11 protein-coding genes are annotated in these 22,571 nt (G+C 47.4%); 4 read left to right on the top strand and 7 right to left on the bottom strand.

Annotated features, from left to right (window positions below):
* Positions 1-56 precede the first annotated feature (56 nt).
* On the top strand, positions 57-1,052 hold the full coding sequence (locus AC3FZD_RS18585) for a DnaJ C-terminal domain-containing protein (RefSeq protein WP_488737445.1): 996 nt from the start codon (positions 57-59) through the stop codon (positions 1,050-1,052).
* Between the two features lie 95 nt (positions 1,053-1,147).
* Here the strand turns inward: AC3FZD_RS18585 and asnS are convergent, their stop codons facing one another.
* Positions 1,148-2,536, bottom strand: coding sequence for an asparagine--tRNA ligase (gene asnS, locus AC3FZD_RS18580; RefSeq protein ID WP_488737444.1), 1,389 nt, complete (start codon positions 2,534-2,536; stop codon positions 1,148-1,150).
* Between the two features lie 38 nt (positions 2,537-2,574).
* Positions 2,575-3,390 carry a 3D domain-containing protein gene (locus tag AC3FZD_RS18575; RefSeq protein ID WP_488737443.1) on the bottom strand — a complete coding sequence of 272 codons (816 nt, stop codon included), beginning with the start codon at positions 3,388-3,390 and terminating at the stop codon, positions 2,575-2,577.
* Positions 3,391-3,641: 251 nt separating this feature from the next.
* On the opposite strand from AC3FZD_RS18575, the gene AC3FZD_RS18570 reads away from it, so the two are divergent.
* Positions 3,642-5,066, top strand: a complete 1,425-nt coding sequence (locus AC3FZD_RS18570) for a B12-binding domain-containing radical SAM protein (protein WP_488737442.1) — start codon at positions 3,642-3,644, stop codon at positions 5,064-5,066.
* On the opposite strand, the gene AC3FZD_RS18565 is transcribed toward AC3FZD_RS18570, so the two are convergent.
* The 4 genes from AC3FZD_RS18565 to AC3FZD_RS18550 all read right to left on the bottom strand — a co-directional run bounded on the left by AC3FZD_RS18565 (position 5,055) and on the right by AC3FZD_RS18550 (position 8,688).
* Entirely contained in the window at positions 5,055-5,984 is a 930-nt protein-coding gene (locus tag AC3FZD_RS18565) for a bifunctional riboflavin kinase/FAD synthetase (protein ID WP_488737441.1), read from the bottom strand. The genes AC3FZD_RS18570 and AC3FZD_RS18565 overlap by 12 nt on opposite strands.
* Positions 5,985-6,054: 70 nt before the next feature.
* Positions 6,055-6,930 carry an MBL fold metallo-hydrolase gene (locus AC3FZD_RS18560; RefSeq protein ID WP_488737440.1) on the bottom strand — a complete coding sequence of 292 codons (876 nt, stop codon included), beginning with the start codon at positions 6,928-6,930 and terminating at the stop codon, positions 6,055-6,057.
* A gap of 133 nt (positions 6,931-7,063) precedes the next feature.
* On the bottom strand, positions 7,064-7,873 hold the full coding sequence (surE, locus tag AC3FZD_RS18555) for a 5'/3'-nucleotidase SurE (protein ID WP_488737439.1): 810 nt from the start codon (positions 7,871-7,873) through the stop codon (positions 7,064-7,066).
* The gene (locus AC3FZD_RS18550) at positions 7,870-8,688 is read right to left on the bottom strand and encodes a dienelactone hydrolase family protein (protein WP_488737438.1); all 819 of its coding nucleotides are present in this window, start codon (positions 8,686-8,688) and stop codon (positions 7,870-7,872) included. The genes surE and AC3FZD_RS18550 overlap by 4 nt, the downstream gene beginning before the upstream one ends.
* A 339-nt stretch (positions 8,689-9,027) precedes the next feature.
* Here AC3FZD_RS18550 and AC3FZD_RS18545 point away from each other — a divergent pair, with 339 nt between their 5' ends.
* On the top strand, positions 9,028-10,068 hold the full coding sequence (locus tag AC3FZD_RS18545) for a hypothetical protein (RefSeq protein ID WP_488737437.1): 1,041 nt from the start codon (positions 9,028-9,030) through the stop codon (positions 10,066-10,068).
* A gap of 224 nt (positions 10,069-10,292) precedes the next feature.
* Here the strand turns inward: AC3FZD_RS18545 and AC3FZD_RS18540 are convergent, their stop codons facing one another.
* Positions 10,293-10,514, bottom strand: coding sequence for a hypothetical protein (locus tag AC3FZD_RS18540; protein ID WP_488737436.1), 222 nt, complete (start codon positions 10,512-10,514; stop codon positions 10,293-10,295).
* Between the two features lie 36 nt (positions 10,515-10,550).
* Between AC3FZD_RS18540 and AC3FZD_RS18535 the strand changes: the two genes are divergently transcribed.
* A complete protein-coding gene (locus AC3FZD_RS18535; protein ID WP_488737435.1) occupies positions 10,551-22,502 on the top strand; it encodes a S8 family serine peptidase in 11,952 nt (3,983 codons plus the stop codon).
* Positions 22,503-22,571: the final 69 nt, after the last annotated feature.

Raw genomic sequence — 22,571 nt, 5'->3', positions numbered from 1 at the left:
TCCCCCATTCCCCCATTCCCCCATTCCCTCTCCCAGAACCCTAAGTGAACAAAACTATGCAAAACTTTCGGAACTATTATGAGATTCTGGGAGTTAGTCCTGAGACCCCCACCGACGAAATCAAGCGAGTTTACCGTCGTTTGGCTCGCCAATATCACCCCGATCTCAATCCTGGCAATAAGCAAGCAGAAGAACAATTTAAGGACATTTTAGAAGCCTATGAAGTCCTCTGCGATCCAGGGAAACGGACGGAGTATGACCAACTGAGCTTCTTTTTAAGAGCGCGTCAAAATAACCGCAAACGCAATAGTGGCTCCAAGTTTTCTTCGGCAGAAATTGAATATTTTAGTCAGTTTCCCACCTTCGATAGTTTTCTCGATAGCTTACTCAACCGTCGCCGAGAAGTGAATCAGGGAGAACCGATGGGCAAAAGATCGCGTCCCATTGAACCCAATGCCCAAGCCTATAGTCCCGGACGCTCTAAAGTTTATAGCACCGTCACCAGCGAATCCCGACCCATGAAACGGGATATCGAAGCCTTATTAACCTTGCCCCTAGAAAAAGCCTATCGCGGGGGAAAAGAGCGTATCCGCTTAGAAGACGGTCGTTCTTTGGAAGTAGACATGCCCCCCGGTATGGTGAGCGGTGAAAAAATGCGCCTGCGGAAGTTAGGCATGAATGGCGGCGATTTATACCTGAAAATCACTGTTGCACCCCATCCCTTCCTGCAAATTGAAGGGAATGAAATCTATTGTAAACTGCCCATTACCCCAGTAGAAGCCATTTTAGCCGGACAAGTTGAAGTCCTCACCCTGGATGGGTTAGTGAAAATGAATTTACCCCCAGGAGTGAAAAGCGGTCAAAAATTACGATTAGCCAATAAAGGATATCCCGATAACCGGGGCAGACGGGGCGATCAGGTGGTAGAAATTGAGATTCAATTTCCCACCGAATTAACCCCAGAACAACAGGAACTGTACGAAAAACTGCGAGATTTAGAAGATAATTTGCGCGAAGCCCTGTGGAAATCAGACCCTAAATCTTCCACTTAAACTTAATCTTTAAGCAGATTTTCGGGAGTGCAACCATCTTACTCCCTAGAGAAAAGGAGAAATCCCTTTCAGAGAGGGAGAGGGATAGAGCAATCTTAAAACTCCAAACTTAGAGGAGCGCGGGGAAAGGGAATCACATCGCGAATATTGCCCATTCCGGTCATAAATTGTATTAACCGTTCAAAGCCTAAACCAAAACCGGCATGGGGAACTGTGCCAAAACGCCGCAAATCCAAATACCACCATAACTCCTCTGGATTGATGCCATGGGATCGCATCCGATTTTCCAGGATATCTAGGCGCTCTTCCCGTTGCGAACCGCCGATAATTTCGCCAATATTGGGCGCAAGGACATCCATCGCGCGAACGGTTTTACCATCATCTCCCACTCGCATATAAAACGCCTTAATCTCAATAGGATAATCGGTAACGATCACCGGTTTTTTGAATAATTTTTCAGCCAAATAGCGCTCGTGTTCCGATTGCAAGTCTAAGCCCCACTCTACGGGAAATTCAAACTTATCCGGCGCTTTTTGCAAAAGGGCGATCGCCTCCGTATACGTGACCCGCTCAAACTGATTGTTAATAATATTATCGGCTGTTGCCAACACCGTATGATCGACCCGTTGGTTAAAAAACTCCATATCCTCCGGGCACTTCTCCAACACTGACTTAAACACAAACTGCAAAAACTGCTCCGCTAAATCCATATTGCCCTCTAGATCGCAAAACGCCATTTCTGGCTCAATCATCCAAAACTCAGCCAAATGGCGGGAGGTATTCGAGTTTTCCGCTCGAAACGTGGGGCCAAAGGTATAAACATTGCCAAAAGCCATGGCCATCACTTCCGCTTCCAGTTGTCCACTCACGGTAAGATAGGCCGGTTTACCAAAAAAGTCTTGGGAATAGTCCACCCCTTGCCCTTCAGTACGCGGCACATTGTTGAGATCCAAGCTCGTCACCGCTAACAACTCCCCTGCACCTTCACAATCATTCCCCGTGATAATCGGCGTGTGAACCCACAAAAAGCCCCGTTGTTGAAAAAATTCATGAACGGCAGCAGCACAGGCATTGCGGACGCGGAAAACCGCCCCTAATGTATTGGTGCGCGATCGCCATTGGGCGATCGTTCTTAAAAACTCAAACGAATGGCGCTTTTTCTGCAACGGATAATTCTCATCCGCTTCCCCATACACCACCACTTTTTCCGCCTTCAACTCCACCCGTTGTCCCTTCGCTGGAGAAGCCACCAAAACCCCTTCTACCTCCACCGATGCACCGGTACTCAAAGACTTTAGCACCTGCTCATACCCAGGTATTTCCTGCTCCAGAACCACTTGTAAATTGGCTAAACAGGAACCATCATTCACTTCAATAAACGAAAACGCTTTTAGTTCCCGTTTGGTTCTCACCCATCCTTGAACAATCAGGCGATCGTCTGGGTTGCCTTGGCGCAGAATTTCCGCGATGCGTTTTGCGGTCATAAATTTCATTTTCCTTACACTCTTGAATATCTTACCTATCAGTATGGGGGAAGATGCATACGAGTTAACACTTCGGCAATTGCAGGATCTCGTATCACAAACGCCTCAAATGTGCCCCTAGGACTACTGGTGATGAAGGGAAAAGGACTACGTTGATCCGATCCGACAAAGACATCAATATGATTACCCTTAATGGCACTGCCCACATCTGCGGCGAAGAAATAACCATCATGAATAATCCTCTCTCCATGGGTAAGCTGAATCTGTTGTCCTCTCGCCGCAGGAATATAAACCACAGAGCCTAAAGGGATTTGTTGGCGATCAACGGCTATGGTGCGATAAGGGACTAAACCATATCCACCCGCCCCATCCCCATGGGGGCCAAGGGCCACACCAAAACGGACTCGCCCTGTTTTTTGTAGGGTTTCAGGGGAAAGACTCTTAAAATAAGCCGAACAATCTAGCTGTAAACTCGACCCTCGACCAGCAAAATTATAGGTCGTTAAATTTCCCGCAAGATCTTGAACTTGAACTGTACCTTGTAGGGCAGCATAGCACCAATCTTGATGGGAAAGATAGGCTAGAGCGCGACCGGATGGATCGAGTAAGGGATAACCGTTAGTCGTTTCTTGTGCTTGATAAATATGGTAATAGGTAGACCACAAAGACAGAGTGGGGCCACTAGTGGGATCAACGGAAGGGGTAAGGGTCACCCAAGTTGAGCTAGGGGGAGGAGTTTGGGCGGTGTATTTCTCAGATGAATGGGTAAATGCTTCACTCCAGGCTGGATGTATAAAGTGAGAGGTACAAGCTAAGGTTAGGACTAAAGTCAGAGGGGTCAGTTTACGAATCATATTCAAAGGGATAGTCTGGGACGGCTGATCTGACGATCCTACTGGGGAAAAAAGTTCTCTTCCGGGCGACTGACAACCCGGCGACGCAACTGAAAATACTTTATTACAATCTCTTAATTTTTTATACAAAAAACCTCTAAAAATAAATAAATCGCAATTTTTACACAACTGATTTGGTTTGGGTTTATACTAAAAAAGAATTCAATCTCATCAGTAACTTCATTACCCATTCATTTTCTAGGCTTAAACTCATGAAAGTTAAAATGATTTTACCGGCTTTAACTGAAGCCCTTAGTCCCCATTGGCGGCCGATTAAATATTCCCTCTTTCCCCCTTTGGGTTTAGCGACGATCGCCTCGTTTTTTAGCCCAGAAGACGAAATTGATTTACAAGATGAGCATGTGGAAGCCCTGAATTTAGACGATCATCCCGATTTAGTCGTGATTCAAGTCTATATTACTTCGGCTTATCGAGCCTATGAATTAGCGGATCATTATCGTCCAAAAGGCGCTTATATTGTTTTAGGGGGATTGCACGTAACAGCTTTACCCGAAGAGGCACAACAGTATGCAGATACCATCTTTTTAGGGCCAGGAGAGGATACTTGGCCTCGTTTTTTAGTGGATTTTCGGGCTGGTCATCCCCAAAAGCGATATGTTTCTCAGGAACGCGATTTATTGAGCGCTCCGCCCATTCGCCGAGATTTAATTAAGCGCCATTTATATCTGATGCCTAATTCAATTGTGGTGTCTAGAGGCTGTCCCCATCATTGTGATTTTTGTTATAAAGATGCCTTTTTCAAAGGAGGAAAATCTTTTTATACCCAATCCGTCGATCGGGCATTAGCGGAGATTGAACGCTTACCCGGACACTATGTATTTTTTCTCGACGATCATTTGTTTGGTAATGCCCAATTTGCGCGGGAACTCTTTACCGGGATGCTGGGTATGAATCGCATTTGGCAAGCCGCAGGAACGATTCAGGCAGTTTTACAACCTGATTTGTTAGAATTGGCGGTTAAAAGTGGTCTGAGAAGTTTGTTTATTGGCTTTGAAACTTTAAATGCTAATAATTTACGCCAACAGCACAAATATCATAACTTAAATCGGGATTATACGGCGGCTATTCGCCGCTTACAGGATTTGGGGGTGATGATTAATGGTAGTTTTGTGTTTGGCATGGATGAGGATGATGAGAGTGTTTTTGAGACAACGGTAGAGTGGGCAATTTCCCAGGGAATTGAAACAGCAACCTTTCATATTCTTACCCCCTATCCTGGTACGCCACTCTATGAACGGATGGTGAAAGAAGGACGAATTTTAACCCAAAACTGGGATTTATATGATACTCGTCATGTGGTATTTCAACCGGCAAAAATGAGTGCCGAAATGTTGGAAAGGGGGTATTGGCAAGCCTATAAAGACTTTTATCGGTGGAGTGCCATTTGGCAAGGAGCAGCGACTAAAACCAGTCTAAATCATCGCTTACGTCATTTGGTTTATGCGGGCAGTTGGAAAAAACTGGAACCCGGCTGGAATTTGCTGATTCGCGGTCAGCAACTGGCGAAAATGATGCCGCTTTTAGAGTCGGTTTTACAGGGTTTTAAGCGCTTTCCTACACCTGAGAATGCACCCCATCCCCAGAGAGGGGAGAAACCATTGGAGTTAATGAATTAGGGTTGCTCTAGCGGTTTCACAGTCCGCTTTGATTTGGGCTTTGAGGGCATCGAGGGAGGCAAATTTTTGTTCGGGACGCAGGAAGGATTCAAGTTCAACGCATAGGACTTGATCGTATAAGTCTCCTGACCAATTAAAGAGGTGAACTTCAATCGTTTGCTGGACTCCATTAACGGTGGGCCGGTTGCCGAGGTTCATGACTCCCATTACGGATTGAGGCTCTCTCCAGAGGGGGTTGCAGACGCGAACGCTGTAAACTCCGGGGCGAGGTAAGAATTTTTGTCCAGGCAATTCTAGGTTAGCGGTGGGAAAGCCGAGGGTACGGCCGAGTTGTTGCCCTTGGATTACTTTACCTTGGAGTTTGTAGGGCCGACCGAGAAGGCGTTTGGCTTGTAGGAGGTCTCCATCGGTTAAGGCTAACCGGATTTGGGAGCTGCTGATGCGTCCTTCCTGGCAGCTTTCCAGAGGGGTAATGATGACTTTGATACCCCATTGAGCGGCGATCGCCTGGAGGTCTTTTACGGTTCCTTGGCGTTGATGGCCAAAGCGAAAGTCTTCCCCAACGCTGATGATTTTGGCTTGCAGAGATTCAACTAAAATTTGCCTGACAAAGGCTTGGGGACTCAGACGAGCGGTCTGTTGATTAAAGGGTACAATCACCAATTGATCGACCCCCAGATGATGGAGATAGGCGGCTTTTTCTTCTGGAGGGGTGAGCAGTAGCTTTTTCTGGCCGGTTAATACTTCTTGGGGATGGGGGAAAAAGGTGACCACACTGGAATAGAGGTCACCGCTAAAGGGCCCGGAATGGGTAATGGGTTGAATGACTCGTTGGTGTCCCCGGTGAACTCCGTCAAAGTTGCCGAGGGCGATCGCCGTTGGCTTTAAAGCCGTTATCGGGGAAGCAATAGACCACACGCTTTACATTTCGCAATATAAACATCCCTATCATCGTAACAGGGAAAGCCCATAAAAACGAATCCGATTTTTAGGTTTCCGGGGGATCGGACGGGGGGGCAACCAGGGTTAAAGATAAACCTTCCCTAGCCATCAAGCTATCGGGGAAGCTTTGGGCTACATCTTCACCTACCTTATCCAAAAATTCATCATTATGGAGGGGATCGTGATGAAAAATAACCAATTTCTTCACATTGGCTGCTTTCGCCACTTTCACCGCTTCTTGCCAGGTGGAATGGCCCCAACCCACTTTACTGGCTTTGGGATGATTATATTCAGCCTCCGTATAAGTGGCATCATAAATCATCACATCGGCATCTTGGGCTAAGAACAGCACATTCTCATCCATGCGATCGGGAAAATGCTCTGTATCACTCACATAGGCAGCCGTATGGCCGCCCCAACTGACGCGATAGCCCACCGCTTCCCCTGGATGATTGAGGGGAGCATTTTCTACAAGTACATCACCAAATTTAATCGGTTTCCTTACTTCTATGTCATTAAACAGTAATTTCGATCCCATCACTTTCAGGGGGACGGGGAAATTGGGATGTAGCATTTGGTTATTTAGACGATTTTCTATGGTTTCTCCATTGGGAGCAATGCACCCATATATATTAAATGTATTACCAGGAATAAATGCTGGGGTAAAAAAAGGAAAACCTTGAATATGATCCCAATGGGAGTGGGTAAAGAATAAATGGCCTTCAACGGGCATATGCTTTAAAAGATATTGGCCTAATACCCGTAATCCTGTACCCCCATCAAAGATCAAACGATGACCCCCTACGCGCATTTCAATACAAGAGGTATTGCCTCCATAGCGAACGGTTTCGGGCCCGGGGCAGGGAATTGAACCGCGAACGCCCCAAAAATGAACGGTGAATTGTTGTTGTGTAAGAGACATAAGAGTTTACCGGATTCCACAACCTTTGAGCTAATGTGCCACCTGCATGTTTTTCACTAGCGTAACCTGAGACGTGACGTTTCGGCTCTGACGAGATCCTGAATCGATCGCAGAGTCCATCTTGATAGTTCGATCAACCTAAGATTGGATAGGGTAAATGCAACCCGTTCAGATATTGGCAGCCTGAAGAGCATGTCAAATTATAGTGTAAGGGAGTGAGGGTGATATAGTTTTGGCGGATTGCTTGTACATCTGTGAGTATGGGGGAGTCTGAGGGATTTTGAGAAGGGGGGTCAAGGACATCTTCGGTTAATTCTCCGGCCAGCCAATAGTAGGTTTTTCCTCTGGGATCGATGCGTTTTTCAAAGATTTCTTCATAGCGACGAGTCCCTTGACGGGTAAGGGCGACTCCGGCGATCGCCTCTGCTTTGAGAGCAGGGATGTTGACATTGAGCAACAGGGGGGGGAAGGGTTGGATAGCTTCTAGGGCGGTGACTAGGGAGACGGCAAAGTTAGCCGCGACGCTGAAGTTTTGCGAGGTATAACTGGTTAAACTGAGGGCGATCGCCGGAATTTTTTCAATTAACCCTTCCATGGCAGCAGAAACCGTTCCTGAATAAAGAATATCGGTTCCCAAGTTCGCCCCATGATTAATTCCAGAGAGGACGTAATCAGGTTTTTCTGGCAGTAGGGCAGCTAGAGCCAGTTTTACACAATCCGAGGGTGTGCCGGAACAGGCCCAGGCTTTCACCCTTGGATCGAAGACGGCATCTATTTCTTCAGCGCGGATGGGTTTATGTAAGGTGAGACCATGGCCAGTAGCAGACCGTTCCCGGTCTGGACAGACCACGCTCACTTCATGGCCAGCTTGTGCCAAGGTATTGGCTAAGGCGCGAATGCCTTGGGCAAAGATGCCATCATCATTACTGACTAGGAGTTTCATTGAAAGAGTTCGTCAAAGAAAAGTTCCATGGCGGCAAAGGAACGGCGGGCACTATCTGGGTTATAGGCCGATCCTTTGGAGGGATCGTTGCCAGCTTTAGGATTCGTAAAGCTGTGAACCGTACCGCCGTAGGCAATCAGTTGCCAGTCTACCCCAGCTTGACGCATTTCTTCTTGGAAGGCGGCGACTTCTTGGGGAGGAACAGCGGGATCGTCTGCTCCATGAAGGGCGAGAACTTTGGCTTTGATTTGTTTAGCATCTTCTGGGTTGGGGGTGTCGAGTCCGCCATGGAAGCTGGCCACTCCGGAGACTTCTGCACCACTGCGAGCGAGTTCAAGAACGGTTGTACCGCCAAAACAGTAGCCGATGGCGGCGGTTTGTTTGGAGTTCGTGAGGCGATGTTGTTTGAGGTAGTCTAAACCGGCTTGGGCGCGATCGCGCAATAATTCACGATTAGAGCGATAATAAGTTGCCTGCTCCTTGGCTTCATCGGTGGTTTCTGGACGAATGCCTTTACCGTAAATATCAGCAGCAAACGCTACATATCCCATCTGCGCCAGTTTGTCCGCTTGCTCTTTTTCAAATTCTCCTAAGCCTTTCCAAGCGTGAATAATGAGAACTCCAGGCCGTTGTTGGTCACTGGAGGGGTCGTAGGCGAGGTATCCTTCTAGAATGGCATCCCCTTGTTGATATTCCACCACTTCTGTATGGATGGGGGTTTGGGCTTGTCCTAGTGTAATTCCTCCTAAAAGTAGGACGCTGGTACAGACTAAGGCGAGGAGGAGAGTGTAGATTGGTTTTCTCAGTTTATTCATAGAACCATTTAATCTCAATAATTCGGCAGAGTTGCTTAGACAATCGCTGTTTTTTAACACATTAAGTTGATTTTGTCAACCGCAGTGATGCGTATTTTTGCAAAAGGACAAGTCATCCGTAAAATTACATATTTTTTCTCCAGGACACCAATATCAGTAAATCTAACGATTGATAAGATTTGATTTAGGGGTAGAGTAATAAGAACAGAGCATTAATCGAATAAAAACGAAGCTTGCAAGGCATTTTTCGGGTCTCCACTGCATTAATCACAACGATTATGTAACATTTTTTCATGTCTTGCAAGGAACAGGTGGAAAAAGAGAACCCGAATAACCCTCATGCTTAACTCAACTGAAAATACAGAATATACTTGCCGTTGTGCAACCCTCGAAGATGCCGATCCATTGGGACTTTTATGGTCTAAATTTGCCCAAGAGCGAGAAATAGCCGATCCATCTTTATCCATCAAGTCTGGTTTTGATTTTCAGGCTTATATGGTGCAGCAGTTAAACCGTCCCCTTAGCTGTGGGTGGGTGTTAGAAAAGAATATTGAGAACGATCCGTTAATTGTTGGTTGTGTGTTCGTCTATTTTTATGATGAAGCGCCTCCCCCTGATTTACCCCTGGAATGGCAATCTAACCATGAACTCAATAACCCCTTCAAGTCCCGGCGTGTGGGTTCAGTTTTGGGTATGTATATTGAGCCAGAAGATCGTAATCCCAACACCATTCACTTGCTGGCTGATGCAGCTATTGCCAAGGCTTATGAAATGAAAGTGAGCGATGTAGATATCTTGGTGTCGGCCGAGCAGACGGGTATCCACGCATTTCTAAGTCGGTTGGGATTTACCAAAGCTGCGGTGCAGTATACCAAACAATTGGCGATTGCCAATCCAGAGAATTTGCCCAGTTTACATCCCCCACATCCCGATTTAAAAGGTACAGAAAGTAGGGGCAATTATGCCATTCCACTCTACGATCCTCAGACCCGCGAATTGGCGAGAAATGCTGATGGAGAACCCCTATTTTTAACGGCTCTTTGTGATGAAAATGGAATCCCCTTGAAAACTTCCGAGGGATTGCCCATTTATCCTAATCCGGTTCGCCATCCTCACACTCAAGAATTGGTGTTTGATGCTAAAGGAGATGTACTGGTTTGTCCTGTCATCAAAGATGATAAAGGTCAAGTGCTGGAAGTACAAGGGATGCCCCAGTTTTACCCTCCTGATTATGAAATGGCCAATGGGAAATTACAGTTGAGAAAAGATGACAAGGGTAACTATCTCTTCTGTGATGTTGAAAGAGATCGTCAGGGTAACATCCTGCTTTCTCCTGATGGTTTTCCTGTATTTAAGCCAGTGAAACTCACTTCGCGTTGACCATTGAGTAAAAAGTGGCTGGCATTGCTACCCAGACAAAATATGAAGTTTTATGACAAAATCTCGGATTTTGCATAAAAATACTTCCCAAAACCTGAGTACCTTACAGAGGCTCTCACCGCTTCTGCTCAATCATCTGTTGTGCATATACCGAGGCTTAACCCCATGTCGTTCTTAAACTGGTTGAGAAAAAAATCCCCCAAAACCTCCAACTCCCAAGACTCTCAAACCTTCATTCTCGAACCCCTAGCGGTATCGTCGATGGATTTGAAGAAACCCCGGATAACCTTGATGTAGACAGCATTGACCTTCCTGACCTCGACCCTGGCTTCGTTGAAGAAGTCGATGCAGAAGAAACCCAAGAAGCAGAACCCGATAATACGGGTGAGGGGCCCCTCGCCCCTACAGATGAAGGCGAGGAAATAGACACTGCCGAAGTCGCCCATCTCATTCCCGACGAAGACATCGAAGAGATTGAGTTTATGACCGACTCCCCCACAGAAGAGGGTACAGAACCCAGCGAAGTGATTGATGCTGAGTCTGAAACCGACGGTTCCCCAGAGCAGGTTGCACAAGCTGCCACCCCGGATGCAACCTCTGAAGAAGAAATTTCCTTCATCACCGCAGATGAGACAGAAGCAGATGAACCTCTCGAAAACTCCCATGAACCAGAGCAAGTCATTGAGCAACTCGCTCAAGCCAAACCGGATTTTAAATTTGATTCTGGGGTTTTCACCGTTGGCGAAACCGGAGAAATTGAAGTCGAGTACCTCTTTGACGGCGGAAAATATCAGGGAGAAGTCGCCTTTTTTAGCTTAGAAGGCATGGAAGATTTCGACTCAGATCAGTTTATCCAAACTGCCGCAGAGCGTGCCCTGAGTGACTCTGAGATGGGTCATGTCGTGATTTCTGACAAAACAGAAGGCGCGAAATTCGAGGGCGCTCTAGGCGAAAAAAATTGGAATCAAGGGGAATTTTCTGGCGTGAAAACCGTGCAGATGCGTCCTGGGGATACCTTTGGGGTGATGCTTGTTCCCAATAAGAGCATACAGCAGGTGTTTGATAATCCCAGTATTGGCGGTTCCGGTCGTCCCTTATTCTCTCTGTCTACCGCTAATCCTGATGATGGCTTCCATGTAGGCCAAATTGCCGATGTTACCGGCGATGGCAATACGTTTGTGATGGAAGATATCCGTGTCGATGGCAAGAGTGACTATGATTACAATGACATTATTTTCCGCATCAAGGGCGCGACGGGTAAAGCGGTTAACCTGGATGACGTGATTGATGCTGAGAATGACTGGCGCGAAACGGAGTTAGGGCAAGAGATTCTCGATTATGTTACTGACAAGGGTAGGGGCGAACGGCCGTTCGCCCCTACATCAGTGGTTTTAGACCCAGAAGAGCCTAAGCCAGTGATTGAATTATCCGAGATTTTCGCCGTCGCAGAAGATGAAGAGGTGACTTATGAGCTGGTAGCAGGGGGCGATGTAACCAAACCCTTACCCGATGATGTGCCGGTAATTCCGGGGATTGAGGATACGGAGGCCAGAGAAATAGAAGCTTTTGCTAGTTTAGAGGGCGATCGCCTCCAAATCAACCCCCAAGACAAAACCGAAATCACCGAAATCGCCGTCCGCGCCGTCTCCGAAACCGGAGAAAGCGCCATCCACACCATCGAAATTGTCAACAACAACGTCTCCGCAGAATCCGTAGAAGCGCTGAACGCTGGCTTACAGAAAGTTCAAGCAGCACTCAAGGAAAATCCCGATAACCTCATCGAAATCCTCGAAAATCCTGACCTTTTGCCCGTTGTCGAAGAAGTCTTCATCGAACTTGAAAACAACTTTGGCACAATTTACAACGTCCTAGAGCGCCCCGACATCCTCGAAAAAGTCGGCATTGCTCCCGAAGCCGCACAAACCTTTAACGCCATTATCAAAAACCCCGAAATTGGAGAACTCTTTGGCTTACCCAGTTCTCTCCAAGAAGCCTTTACCAACGAAGACTTTACGCAATGGGACAACTATCTTATTAACGCCCAAGACGCAGCCTCCCTAATTTTACCTGATGCGCCTGACATTCCCGTTGCCTTTCTTGACTTTGCCGGAGACCATGGAGAAGACGTTACCGAAGTCTTCGAGTCCGTTAATCCCAACAACGAATACGAGACATTAGGCATAGAAGGCAATAATTGGGCACAACAACTCATCGCCTATATCGATAGTCTCCGCGATGATGCCGGATTACCCACCACCATATCCCAATACACCGATAACCCCATTCTATCTTCGGCGGTTGATACTGGGGCAGGTTCTCAAATTGACTTGTCTAGTGGCCAAAATCTGGGTGAACCTGCCCCTACAAACAATACCAATAACCCGGTAGGGGCGGGTTTTTCAACCATCCCCAACACCAACCCAAATCTCCCTGAACCCGCCCTTTCCCCCACCATCAACGCGGGAAATGTGCGCGGTATCGTCAACCTCAGTTTCGACTTAACCCAAATTGACGACCAAGGGCAAATCACCACCCGCTACCAACTCACCCCAGAAGAACAACTCGCCCTGCAATACGCTCGCGATAACAACATCCTCCTCGTGGTTGCCTCCGGAAATACCGGCGATGCCATGTCCGCCTTGGGACAAGCTGCCGATGAATTCGACAACATCATCACCGTCGGTGCAGTCAACTCCACTCAAGAAGTTGCCGACTACTCCAGTCGCGGCGAAACCCTCACCCTGGTTGCTCCTGGGGGAGAACATAAAAATAACCCCGATGCCTTCGTGGGCACATCGCGGGCAACCTCCTATGTTACCGGAGCTGCGTCTTTAGTTTGGCAGGCGAATCCAGACTTAAGTTACCAGCAAGTCAAAGAAATTCTCGTACAAACCGCCCAAGACTTAGGCGAAGAAGGCTGGGATAGCGAGAGCGGCGCGGGCTTACTCAACGTCACCGAAGCCGTGCTGATGGCGGGTTTAATTGCCCCAGAAGAGGTGGTTAAGAGCGAAGATATCGAAATCACATCCTTTACCGGTGAAGGGCGGGTTGAAGTGCTTCCTCGTGCGGCTGGAGAAGCCACCGAGCAGGCGATACAGAGCCTGACAGCTACCCAGAATCAGTTATTGCAGCAGTGGCAAACCTTATCCAATTTGGGCAACCCTGATTTAACCTTAGAGGACTTGCAAAAAGCGCTGGCAGAGCAGAAAACCCAGGCATTAGAGCGCTATCAGCAGGTAGACACCAATGCCGCCATTTCCCTTGCCGAGTCAGAGCAGTTAGCCGACGCTTTGGCACTGGCAACTCGCCATCATCAACTGGAGTTAGGGCGCTTGCAAACCTTGCAGACTCGCCAACAGGAGTTAAACGAACAGTTGGCAGCGTTGAAGGAAGAGCGCGAGAAAGCAGTTGAAGGGAATGCCGAGCAAATTGAGCTACTCGAAGAAGCCATTGCTCAGAGCAAAGAAGCAGTGAAAGACGCGCTGGCGAAACTGCAATACCAATTAGTTGACCCCGATACTTTACTGGCTGACCCCGATGCAGTGCAAGCTGAGATTGATAAGTTGAAAGGGAAAATTTCCCAGTATCAACAACAATCTGCGGCTTTGAGAGCGACTGCTTCAAGTTTCTATCAGCAAGGAGCGCAGCACCGGCAAACACAGCAACATCATACTCATCTTGCTCATAACTCTTGGGCAACAACTCGTGGTTTTTGTGGGCGTATTCTTCGCAAGCGAGATACAGCTAAATACAATCACCACATGGCTATAGCCAATCAAGCTGGCAAAAATGCCTATAGTGCTGATTCACAAGGTCATATCTTGTCAACAAATGCCGCGAAAGTCGAGCAACTAACTGCTCAGATGAATCATCAAACTGATGTTTTGAGCAGTTATCAGCAACTGGTGCAGAATAATAATCAACTCCTGTCTCAACTTACCGGTGAGTCTCAAGATGCCCATCAAATCTTAAAAGCGCTGCAAGAACAGGCAGAACAAAAGACTCAACTGGCAGAAAAATATTGGCACAAAGCAGCCTTAGCCGAACAACGGCGCAAGCAAAATCAAGATACAGCTAACCATCATAATAATTTGTCTCGGAGCTGGGAAGTCGTTGCTAATAATACAAGTAGTCGTTTCTTTGGCTTGAAACGTAGGACTCGACCTATTTATGGTTGGCGACATTATCCCGAACATATTGCACCTCGCGACCAAGCGCAACATCAAGCCAATATTTCTGAAAATGAACGGCGCGTTTTTGAACAATGGGCGCGACAAGCTCAAACGGAGGCAGATAACCTCAATCAACAAGCGCAAGCATTAGCAGAACGGGTGGCAGATTGGCCGGAATTGAAGCAGGGAATTCAATATGAAATCAATGCTAAAGAGCAAAAATTGCAAGCAGAAGAAGATTTACTCGCTTTGCAAACTCCGGTGCAACGGCAACAACTGGAAACCCTGGATTTACAGATTCAACAAGCTCAGGAAGAGTTGGCGAAACTCGAAGGGGAGCAGTTACCCAGTCAGGAAGATAAAGCTAGTGCCACAGAAACTCGGTTAACGGATTTGCAAGAGCAATCTAAAGTGAATCGCGAGGAACGGAAAACTACTCAGAAGGATTTACAAACCTTCCTGGAAACCTATGGTTATCTCTTGCCCTATCCAGAGCGCTTGCAAGCAATTAAAAAGCAAATCCAGCAACTGGAAAATGAGAAGATTCGCGCTCAAGAGTTGTTGATACAGTTGGGCAACGCAGTAGCGACGAATCCGGATTTAGTGGAGCAATTTGAAGCGGTGCAAGCCTATTTAGCCGATATTGCTGAACAATTGGATTGGGCGAAATTACAGGAAGACCAGATTAATTGGTCGGCTCCCCAATCTCCGCAACGGTTAGCGCTTGCGAAGTTGATTGAAGAGTTGGAAAATCGGCGCGATAATTTACCAGAAACCAATTCTTTGCCGTTGCAAGAGTATATCGATTTCTTGCGGGAAATGGAAAACCGCAGCACCAGTTTCTTGAATGGCTTTGACGACTTGCAGGAACGTCTGGAAGTCGCGCAAGTAGAACAAACGGAAGCTAACAAAACCCTGGAGCTATTGCAGGGAGAATATCGCCAGTTGGGATTGGAAAAAGCGGCGATTGAGGAAGAGAAGTTAATTGAGAAGCAAGTTGATTTAGCTAATCTACCAGAAAATAAAGCTCGTTTTACAGCGATTCAAGCGATGAATGCTGAGGCTGATTTAGAGGATGCCATTGCACTCAAGCAACAGCAGATTGCTGAGACTAATGCAGCTATTCTGAAAACTCAAGAAGAGATTAAAGGGCTTGAGGATGATTTGGCGCAGTCTGAACAAGACAAAGTTGGGCAAGAAGGCTCAATTTCGGATAAGGAAGCTCAGATTGAGAACATTGAATCTGAAATTGCGGATACTGCGAGCAAGATTGCTGATAAAGATGCGGAAATTGGCGAAAAACAGGCTGTTTTGCAAGGGTATCATCAGCAGATTCAAGATGCGAACGCGGTAACTCAGAATTGGGAAAATAAACGGCAGCAGCATCAAAATAATGCTAATTATTGGAATGGGCAAATTCATACTCAAGGAATTGTCGGTTATCGTCGTTTGTGGATTCTGACAATTCCTGTTTATGGTACAGTCTACAATCCTCAAGCTGAGGCTAACCGGAATGCAGAACTGGCTGCGGCTCAAAATGCGGCTCAACAACGGGATATTGCGGCTCAAGATGCCCAAAATCTGGCGACTCAGTTACAACCGAAAATTGCGGTAACTGAAACTAAGATTGCTGATTTGGAAACGGAGAAACAAGGGTTAAAGACTCAAAAAGCGGCCCAAGAGACTCAATTGGCGAATCAGCAGCAAGCCTTGGAACTGTTGAAAACTGAGTTATCCGAAATTGAGGATAAAATCACCAATATTAACTCTGATATTGCGGCGAATGAAGTCAAGATTGAAGACTTGCAGGCACAACGGCAAACTCATGAGGAAGAGCGCGACTATTTCCAAGCGACTCTGGATGAAATCAATCAACGCATTGCCGATAAAGAAGTGGAAATTGCCGACAAATATCGGGAAATTGAGTTAACCGATAGCTATCTCCGGCAGATGAATACGGAAGTGGAGCGTCTGGAAAATCGGTTGACGGTGCTGAATGAAGCGGATGCGTTGGAATCGGATTATCAAAATGCGGCTGATGCTTGGAAAGAGGCGCTGGAAAATCAAGTTAAAGCCACTGAAGAGTTGGTGGAAATTCGCCAGCAAGGAGAACAAGACCGGCAAGCGTTGTTAGGGTTACAATCAGATTTAGCCCAGACTCAAACTCATCTGGCAGAAGTGACGGCAGAGCAGGAAGAATTGCAAGCTGAAGTTGCGGATGCTCAGAAAGATTTAGCCTTTACTCAACATCAATTGCGGACGCAAGAGTTGCAGTTGTACAGCTTGAGAGCGCAGGATGCCCCCCTACGCAGTGCGGAAGCTTATTATTACGGACAAGCGCAATACCATCGTCAGAATATCTGGTATTGGAATGGGCATACTTATGCTTATCATGCCGGACATGCTGCGGCTTATCGCCAGAATTTGCAAAAAGCATCCCGGTTAGCGGAACAGCGCAATAATAATTGGCCGAAAATCCAGGAAACTGAGGCCAAAATTGCCCAATTGCAAGGAGAAATTCCACCGAAAACGGCTGTTGTGAATACGAAGCAAGCGGCCTTGGCTGAAGTGACTCCGAAAGTGACTCAGTTGACGGCAGAAGTGGCTCGAATTGAAGGGGATATGGCCCCGATTGTTGAGCGGCTTAAACCTCTGCAAGAGGTGGAAAAGGCTAAATTAGCGGCATTCCAAAGGGCGGTGAATGAGGCGACTGATGCGGCGGATGCGTTGGCGGAAACGACCTCCGAACAAGCCGAAGCGCTGCAACGGATGATTAGTTTCGGGGTATTGGGAACAGAGTCGGATGTGGATTTCTTTGCCACGGAAGTAGAACCCAAGGTTAATGAGTTTATCGAGCAGTTGAAAGCCCGAAATACCCAATTAACCGTAGGGGCGGGTTCAGGAAGCGGCTCGTCTAGCGGCCAAAATCTGGGTGAACCCGCCCCTACATTAACTGCGATGATTGCTGATTGGGAAGATGAGTTAAATCGCACTACGGATGGGGTGAGTCGGGAAGTGTTGAGCGAGTTAATTGCAGAAACGACGGAGCAGCGCGATCGCCTCTTAACCCGCCAAAATGATAATAATGATATCATCGCCGCTCTCACTACCCGCCTCGAAGAAGCCACCAACGCCATTCAACCCTTGCGTCAACAGCAAGAACTGGAAATTCGCCAACAACTGGAAACCAATGATGAGCGGTTAGCGGCGCTGGAGCGTCAATTAGAGACGGAAGAAGCCACAGAGACAGCATTGAGCGAGGATACTATCTTAGCTTACGCGCAATTGGGCGATCGCATCCGGCAAGACCTGAGCGATGCAGCCAAAGTCTGGACAGAACAACTGCTGGAAGGACACGCACAAACCAAGGAAATTGGCGCAAGTCAGCAGGAATTATCCCAATCTGTGGATGATTTGGTGGCGTATATTGAGGAGAACTTGGGAGAAATTGATGGAGAGCGCGATCGCACCTTAGCCAATTTGCGCGATGCTATTACTACCCTGGAAGTTGCTGCTCCCCTCTATGACGAACTCGAACAAGGGCAAACCACCTTAACCCAAGAAATCGACAAGCTCAAACAGTGGATAGAACAAGATGCCAAACTCTGGGAAGAAATTGCCCCCATTGCCGAGCGCTATGGTGCAGAGTCCGAAGAGTTGGAAGCTTATCAGAAGCAGTACGCAATCTACAAGCAACAGGATGAAGCGCGGGCACAACAATACGAAGCTCAACGGCATCAGCATCAAATGAATGCCAATCATTGGAATAGCCAGATTTGGACTTGGGGTATTACGGGTTATAACAACTCACGCTATTTCTTTAATTGGATCAAGAGAAGGCGTACCCCGGTTTATGGATGGATTCACAACCCCCATGCCGAAGCTCAACGCAATGCCTCTCAACATGCTGCCAATGTTGCCGCTCAACAACGGGATGCCGCCTTACAACTACCCACCGCTAAAGCCTACCGCACCCAGTTTGTAAACAATTCTCCCGATAATGGTACAGCCATCGACCTCCTGCAAACCGAAGCAGAAATCAACAGCCAAAAATACAACAACCAACTCGCTCAAGTCAGCGCCGAACTCGCGCAAACCAACGCCCAAGCCTCAGCCGCTCTTGCCCAAGCCGACTGGTACGAAAAACAAGCCGCCCACCACTGGCAACTCAGTCGCAAAAACGGCCCCACTTGGACAGAACAACGGAAAACCTGGAAGCGCGGTAAATCCGGTAAGAAAAAAGAGCATTGGGTTACCCTCACCCATGTCGATCATCACTGGATTCTCTGGGATACTTATACCAAATATGCCCAACAACTGCGCGAACAAGCCGTTCGTCAACTTGTTGCCACCGATAACCAGTCCCAGCAACAAGAGCGCTTAAAACCCCTGGCGGAACAATGGGCAAGCACCGTCAACGCTGTCAATGCAGCCGAGCCTTCCATTACCGCCAGTCGCAATTTAGTCGAACAGTTAGAAGCGAGTCGCGAACAAATTCCTGCTGCCCAGGAAGCATTGCAGCAACTCGAAGAAATCTTACCGGAAGTCGAACAACAGTTAGCCCAAGCTAAAAAAGAAGCGGATGAGTATAACGCCAAAGTTCTCGCCGAGTGGAAAGAACTCGAAGACAACGACAGCGAATATCTGCCCATTGTCGAAGATATTCTCAAAAAACGCGGCGAACTCAACCGCAAGTCCCAGGAATTGCAGCATCAACTCGCCGATGTCGAGCAATGGGTAGAGCGGCAAACTGTTGCCCTGACGACGGAAACCGACGAAGTGAACCGACTGCGCGAAGACTTAATTGCCCAACGGGAAACCCTGTCCGAACAAATTGCCCAATCTCCCACGGATGTTGACCTGCAAACCAAACAGGCGCAACTGCAAAATGCTCTGGGACTGCTGGACAATAAAGCGACCGTATTGCAGCAACAGCAACGGGCATTCAGTCAAAAACGCACCCTCTTGACTGCCGAACATGAAGTCATTCTCGCCGAGCAACGGCTGCTCGATGCCTATCTCACCTCTCCCGGCGACTTGGAGCAGTTGCAAAAACAGTTAACTGATGCTCGTGCAGCCCTAGCCGAAGCCCAAAGGTTAGCCGAGCAAGCGGAAGCCAGCAGCAAGGCGCTCACGGCTCCGTTGCAAGAGGTGCAAGCCGACTTATTGGCGCAAAATGACGAGCATTTACGCGCCGCCAAAGCACATCAGCAAATTCTGCGCGACTTGTTGGAAGCCACGGAATTGAACGCCAACTATACCTTGCAAGCGGCCCAGAAACAACGGGAAGTCAATGACCTGGAATTCCAGATTCAGCAACGGTTACAGCAGATGATTGACGCAGGCAATAAGGAGGCAAAACACCTGCTAGATGTAGCCCAGCACAATGATATGGCAACGGCAGCCGAAATCTACTATCGAGATTACAGCGATATTGCCAGCGATACCGGGGGCAGTTGCGCCGGAGGTATTGCCCGCCCAGAAGACCGCGCCCTAGCCAACCGCTACTATCACGAAATGCTGACCCACCGGCAACTGCAACAACGCGCCCAAGCGCAAGCCAACCACTTCGGCCACCTGAAGCGCACGGCGGAAGATCAGAAGAATGCGTTGCAAGCGCGACAAGATACAGCAGCGAAAATGCTGAAAGACATTAATGACCGCATTGCCGAAACTCAGGAAGAGCGGGAGCAGAAACAGCAAGAGTTAGCCGTTGCCCAAGCCCGTCTCGATGGCATTACCCGCATCCGGGAACAAACGGAGCAAACATTTATCACCCTGGTAAATTTAGAACAACTGAACCTCGCCCAAGCGCAGTTAGAGCAAACCATTGCTACCGAGCGGCAAAAGGACATCGAGAAAGCGGTAGAGGAGCGCTTGGAGCGAGAAGCCATTGAGCTAGAGCGTCAACGCTTAGAAGCGCGAGCCAAGTTGGAGCAACTGGAGCAGTTGCAAGCCGAAGATGCCCTGTTGCAAGGGGTGAATGCGGTGCGCTCTGAAGTGGGTTTAGATGGGGTTGAGGGCGACTTTAACCCGGTGCAGGTGCAGTCGCAAATGGCGACACTGTTAACCCAGTTGCAAGACTTGGAACAGCAACAACCGGATTTACCGGATGATCTGAAGGCGCTGTTGGCTGAGGTTGAGGGCGATATTCATGAGGCGTTGCAAGGGAAAGAAGCAGCAACTATTCAGGACAATCTGTTTAAGGTGATGGGCGGTTTAATTGGCCAAGTCCAACACTATAAAACCGAGATTCATCGCATTGAGCTAGAGGAACAGTGGGATATTGCCCTGCTACAAACTGCCGAGAAAGATGTCCAGAAAGCCTCTAAAGATTTCCTAAAAGAATTGCAGCGAATGGAAGAGTTGGACGGTGAAAAACAAATTATCGACCCGCTCTATTTGGAGACATTAAATAAAGTCGCTCTAGCCGAGCAAGCGGTGGATATTTCCAACGAACTCGCCCAACAATCGAAAGAGATGTTGGAGCAAATTATCAAACAACGGGTTGCCGAACGGAAGGCGCGGAAAAAATACTTCTGGAACAGTACATTGGGACTGATTTCGCAAGTCATGACTGTCCTTAGTACCATTGTCTCTATACTCAGTGTGTCCTTCCCTGTATTGATTCCATTTGCCATTGGTTTAAGCCTGGCGACTGCCGGAATTACTGCGATTCAAGCGGCGATGAATGGAGATTGGTTAGGCGGTATTTTCAATGTAGTAATGGCTGCACTGAGTGCGGTAACCGCAGGCATGAGTAATACGCTGACAGCAGGCGCTAAATTTGCCCTGCAAGCTTTACAGTCAGTTGCTGCTAGTGCCTTTACTCGCGTTCGGGCGCTGATGTCTGGTCAGAACATTTTTAACTTCTTTGAAATTCTCAGCACTATTGCGAGCGTTGCTGCTTCGACCATGGGCGGCTTTATGGGCAATTTGAGCGAAACGACTCAAAAAATTATGCTCTCAGTGATGCAAAGCTTGCAAAAAGCGCCAGAGATGATTTATGGAGGGATTAAGGCAATTAAAGATGGCGATTGGTTGAGTGCAATTGGTAATATTTTCAATGCTGTGGTTTCAGTTGGTCAAAGTTTCGCGGGCAATTTCAATAGCACTTTGGCTAAAGTTTTGGAACTGACGGGTAACGTGGGTAATACGGGTCTGGTAGTAGCTGGCGTGATTAAGGATGGTGGTATTGAAGGGTTGCTTTCTGGTCTCAACAGTATCTTGAATATCTGGAAAGACGATCTCGTTGGTTTGGTTGATAAAATTTCTGGTAAAGAGGAGTGTTGTGTACCTTGTGAACCTTGTATTGAAGAAAATGCTCAAAATGAAGAGATCGATGGCAATGATATTTCTCAGGCAATCGCAGTTGATACCAGTCAGCTAGAGGCACAGATGGATGGAGATGGACATATTTCATATTATAAACATCCACAAACAGGTAACCGCTACAATATTGATGAAAGTGGTAACATAGTTAGTGGCTGTTTCACAATAGGAAATACAGGTAAGACAGCTAAATGGACAACAGATCGTCCCATAGATCCTTCAAAACCAACAAAAATTATTATTCATGGCTACCGGGATACAGGTAACGACCGATGGGTTAGGGATATGGCTGATGCTTACCGCCAAAAGAATCCAGGTGATAATGTCGTCAGAATTGACTGGGGAGAAGTTTCCAATGATGGGCTTAATCGAATCCTACCATTAAATTATGGAGGCCCAGCTAAAGCCACTCAAGATGTTGGACTTGGAGTTACCCAAATTCTTAGTGAGATGGGTATTAACTTAGACAAAACGACTCTCATTGGCCATAGTCTTGGCGCTCAAGTTGCTGGTTATGTAGCGGAAAATCTCAAAGACACCTGGGACGGAAGTTTAAAAATTATTGCCCTCGATCCGGCAGGGCCAATGTTTGAAAGAGAACGTATATTGTGGGGGTCTCGTCCATCTGCTGAAAACCGACTCGATCCCAATGATGGGGATATCACGGTGATTCGTACTACCAACTTTTTAGGAGTTGGCAATACTAATAACTTGTTAGGACAGGGGAATCCTGAAGTTGGCGATCGGAATTTTTATTTACCAGATTCGGTTATGTCTCAATATCGGAAACTTAGTCACTCCTTGATTAATATTTTGGGAGGTGCTGGTAATCACCAAGTGGCTTATCGTTTCTGGATCGATCAAGTTAACAATAAAACTGATAACTTGTACAATAGTTTGCCAGATGGCTCTTACGATCTAAGTCCTTGAAATTATCAATCCCTCCTCAGCATTGAGTGCTGTAATGAAGTACATTGGAAAGATCCCCCCTAGCCCCCC

The sequence above is a fragment of the Roseofilum sp. KMC-1 genome, from assembly GCF_057802075.1.
This window is presented reverse-complemented; position numbering and strand designations above follow the sequence as displayed.

What these genes read in the sequence shown, in the direction of transcription:
- AC3FZD_RS18585 (WP_488737445.1), top strand. Translation starts at nt 57, where the DNA reads ATGCAAAACTTTCGGAACTATTATGAGATTCTGGGAGTTAGTCCTGAG.
- asnS (WP_488737444.1), bottom strand. Translation starts at nt 2,536, where the DNA reads ATGACCGCAAAACGCATCGCGGAAATTCTGCGCCAAGGCAACCCAGAC.
- AC3FZD_RS18575 (WP_488737443.1), bottom strand. Translation starts at nt 3,390, where the DNA reads ATGATTCGTAAACTGACCCCTCTGACTTTAGTCCTAACCTTAGCTTGT.
- AC3FZD_RS18570 (WP_488737442.1), top strand. Translation starts at nt 3,642, where the DNA reads ATGAAAGTTAAAATGATTTTACCGGCTTTAACTGAAGCCCTTAGTCCC.
- AC3FZD_RS18560 (WP_488737440.1), bottom strand. Translation starts at nt 6,930, where the DNA reads ATGTCTCTTACACAACAACAATTCACCGTTCATTTTTGGGGCGTTCGC.
- surE (WP_488737439.1), bottom strand. Translation starts at nt 7,873, where the DNA reads ATGAAACTCCTAGTCAGTAATGATGATGGCATCTTTGCCCAAGGCATT.
- AC3FZD_RS18550 (WP_488737438.1), bottom strand. Translation starts at nt 8,688, where the DNA reads ATGAATAAACTGAGAAAACCAATCTACACTCTCCTCCTCGCCTTAGTC.
- AC3FZD_RS18545 (WP_488737437.1), top strand. Translation starts at nt 9,028, where the DNA reads ATGCTTAACTCAACTGAAAATACAGAATATACTTGCCGTTGTGCAACC.
- AC3FZD_RS18540 (WP_488737436.1), bottom strand. Translation starts at nt 10,514, where the DNA reads ATGGGCGACTTCGGCAGTGTCTATTTCCTCGCCTTCATCTGTAGGGGC.
- AC3FZD_RS18535 (WP_488737435.1), top strand. Translation starts at nt 10,551, where the DNA reads ATGACCGACTCCCCCACAGAAGAGGGTACAGAACCCAGCGAAGTGATT.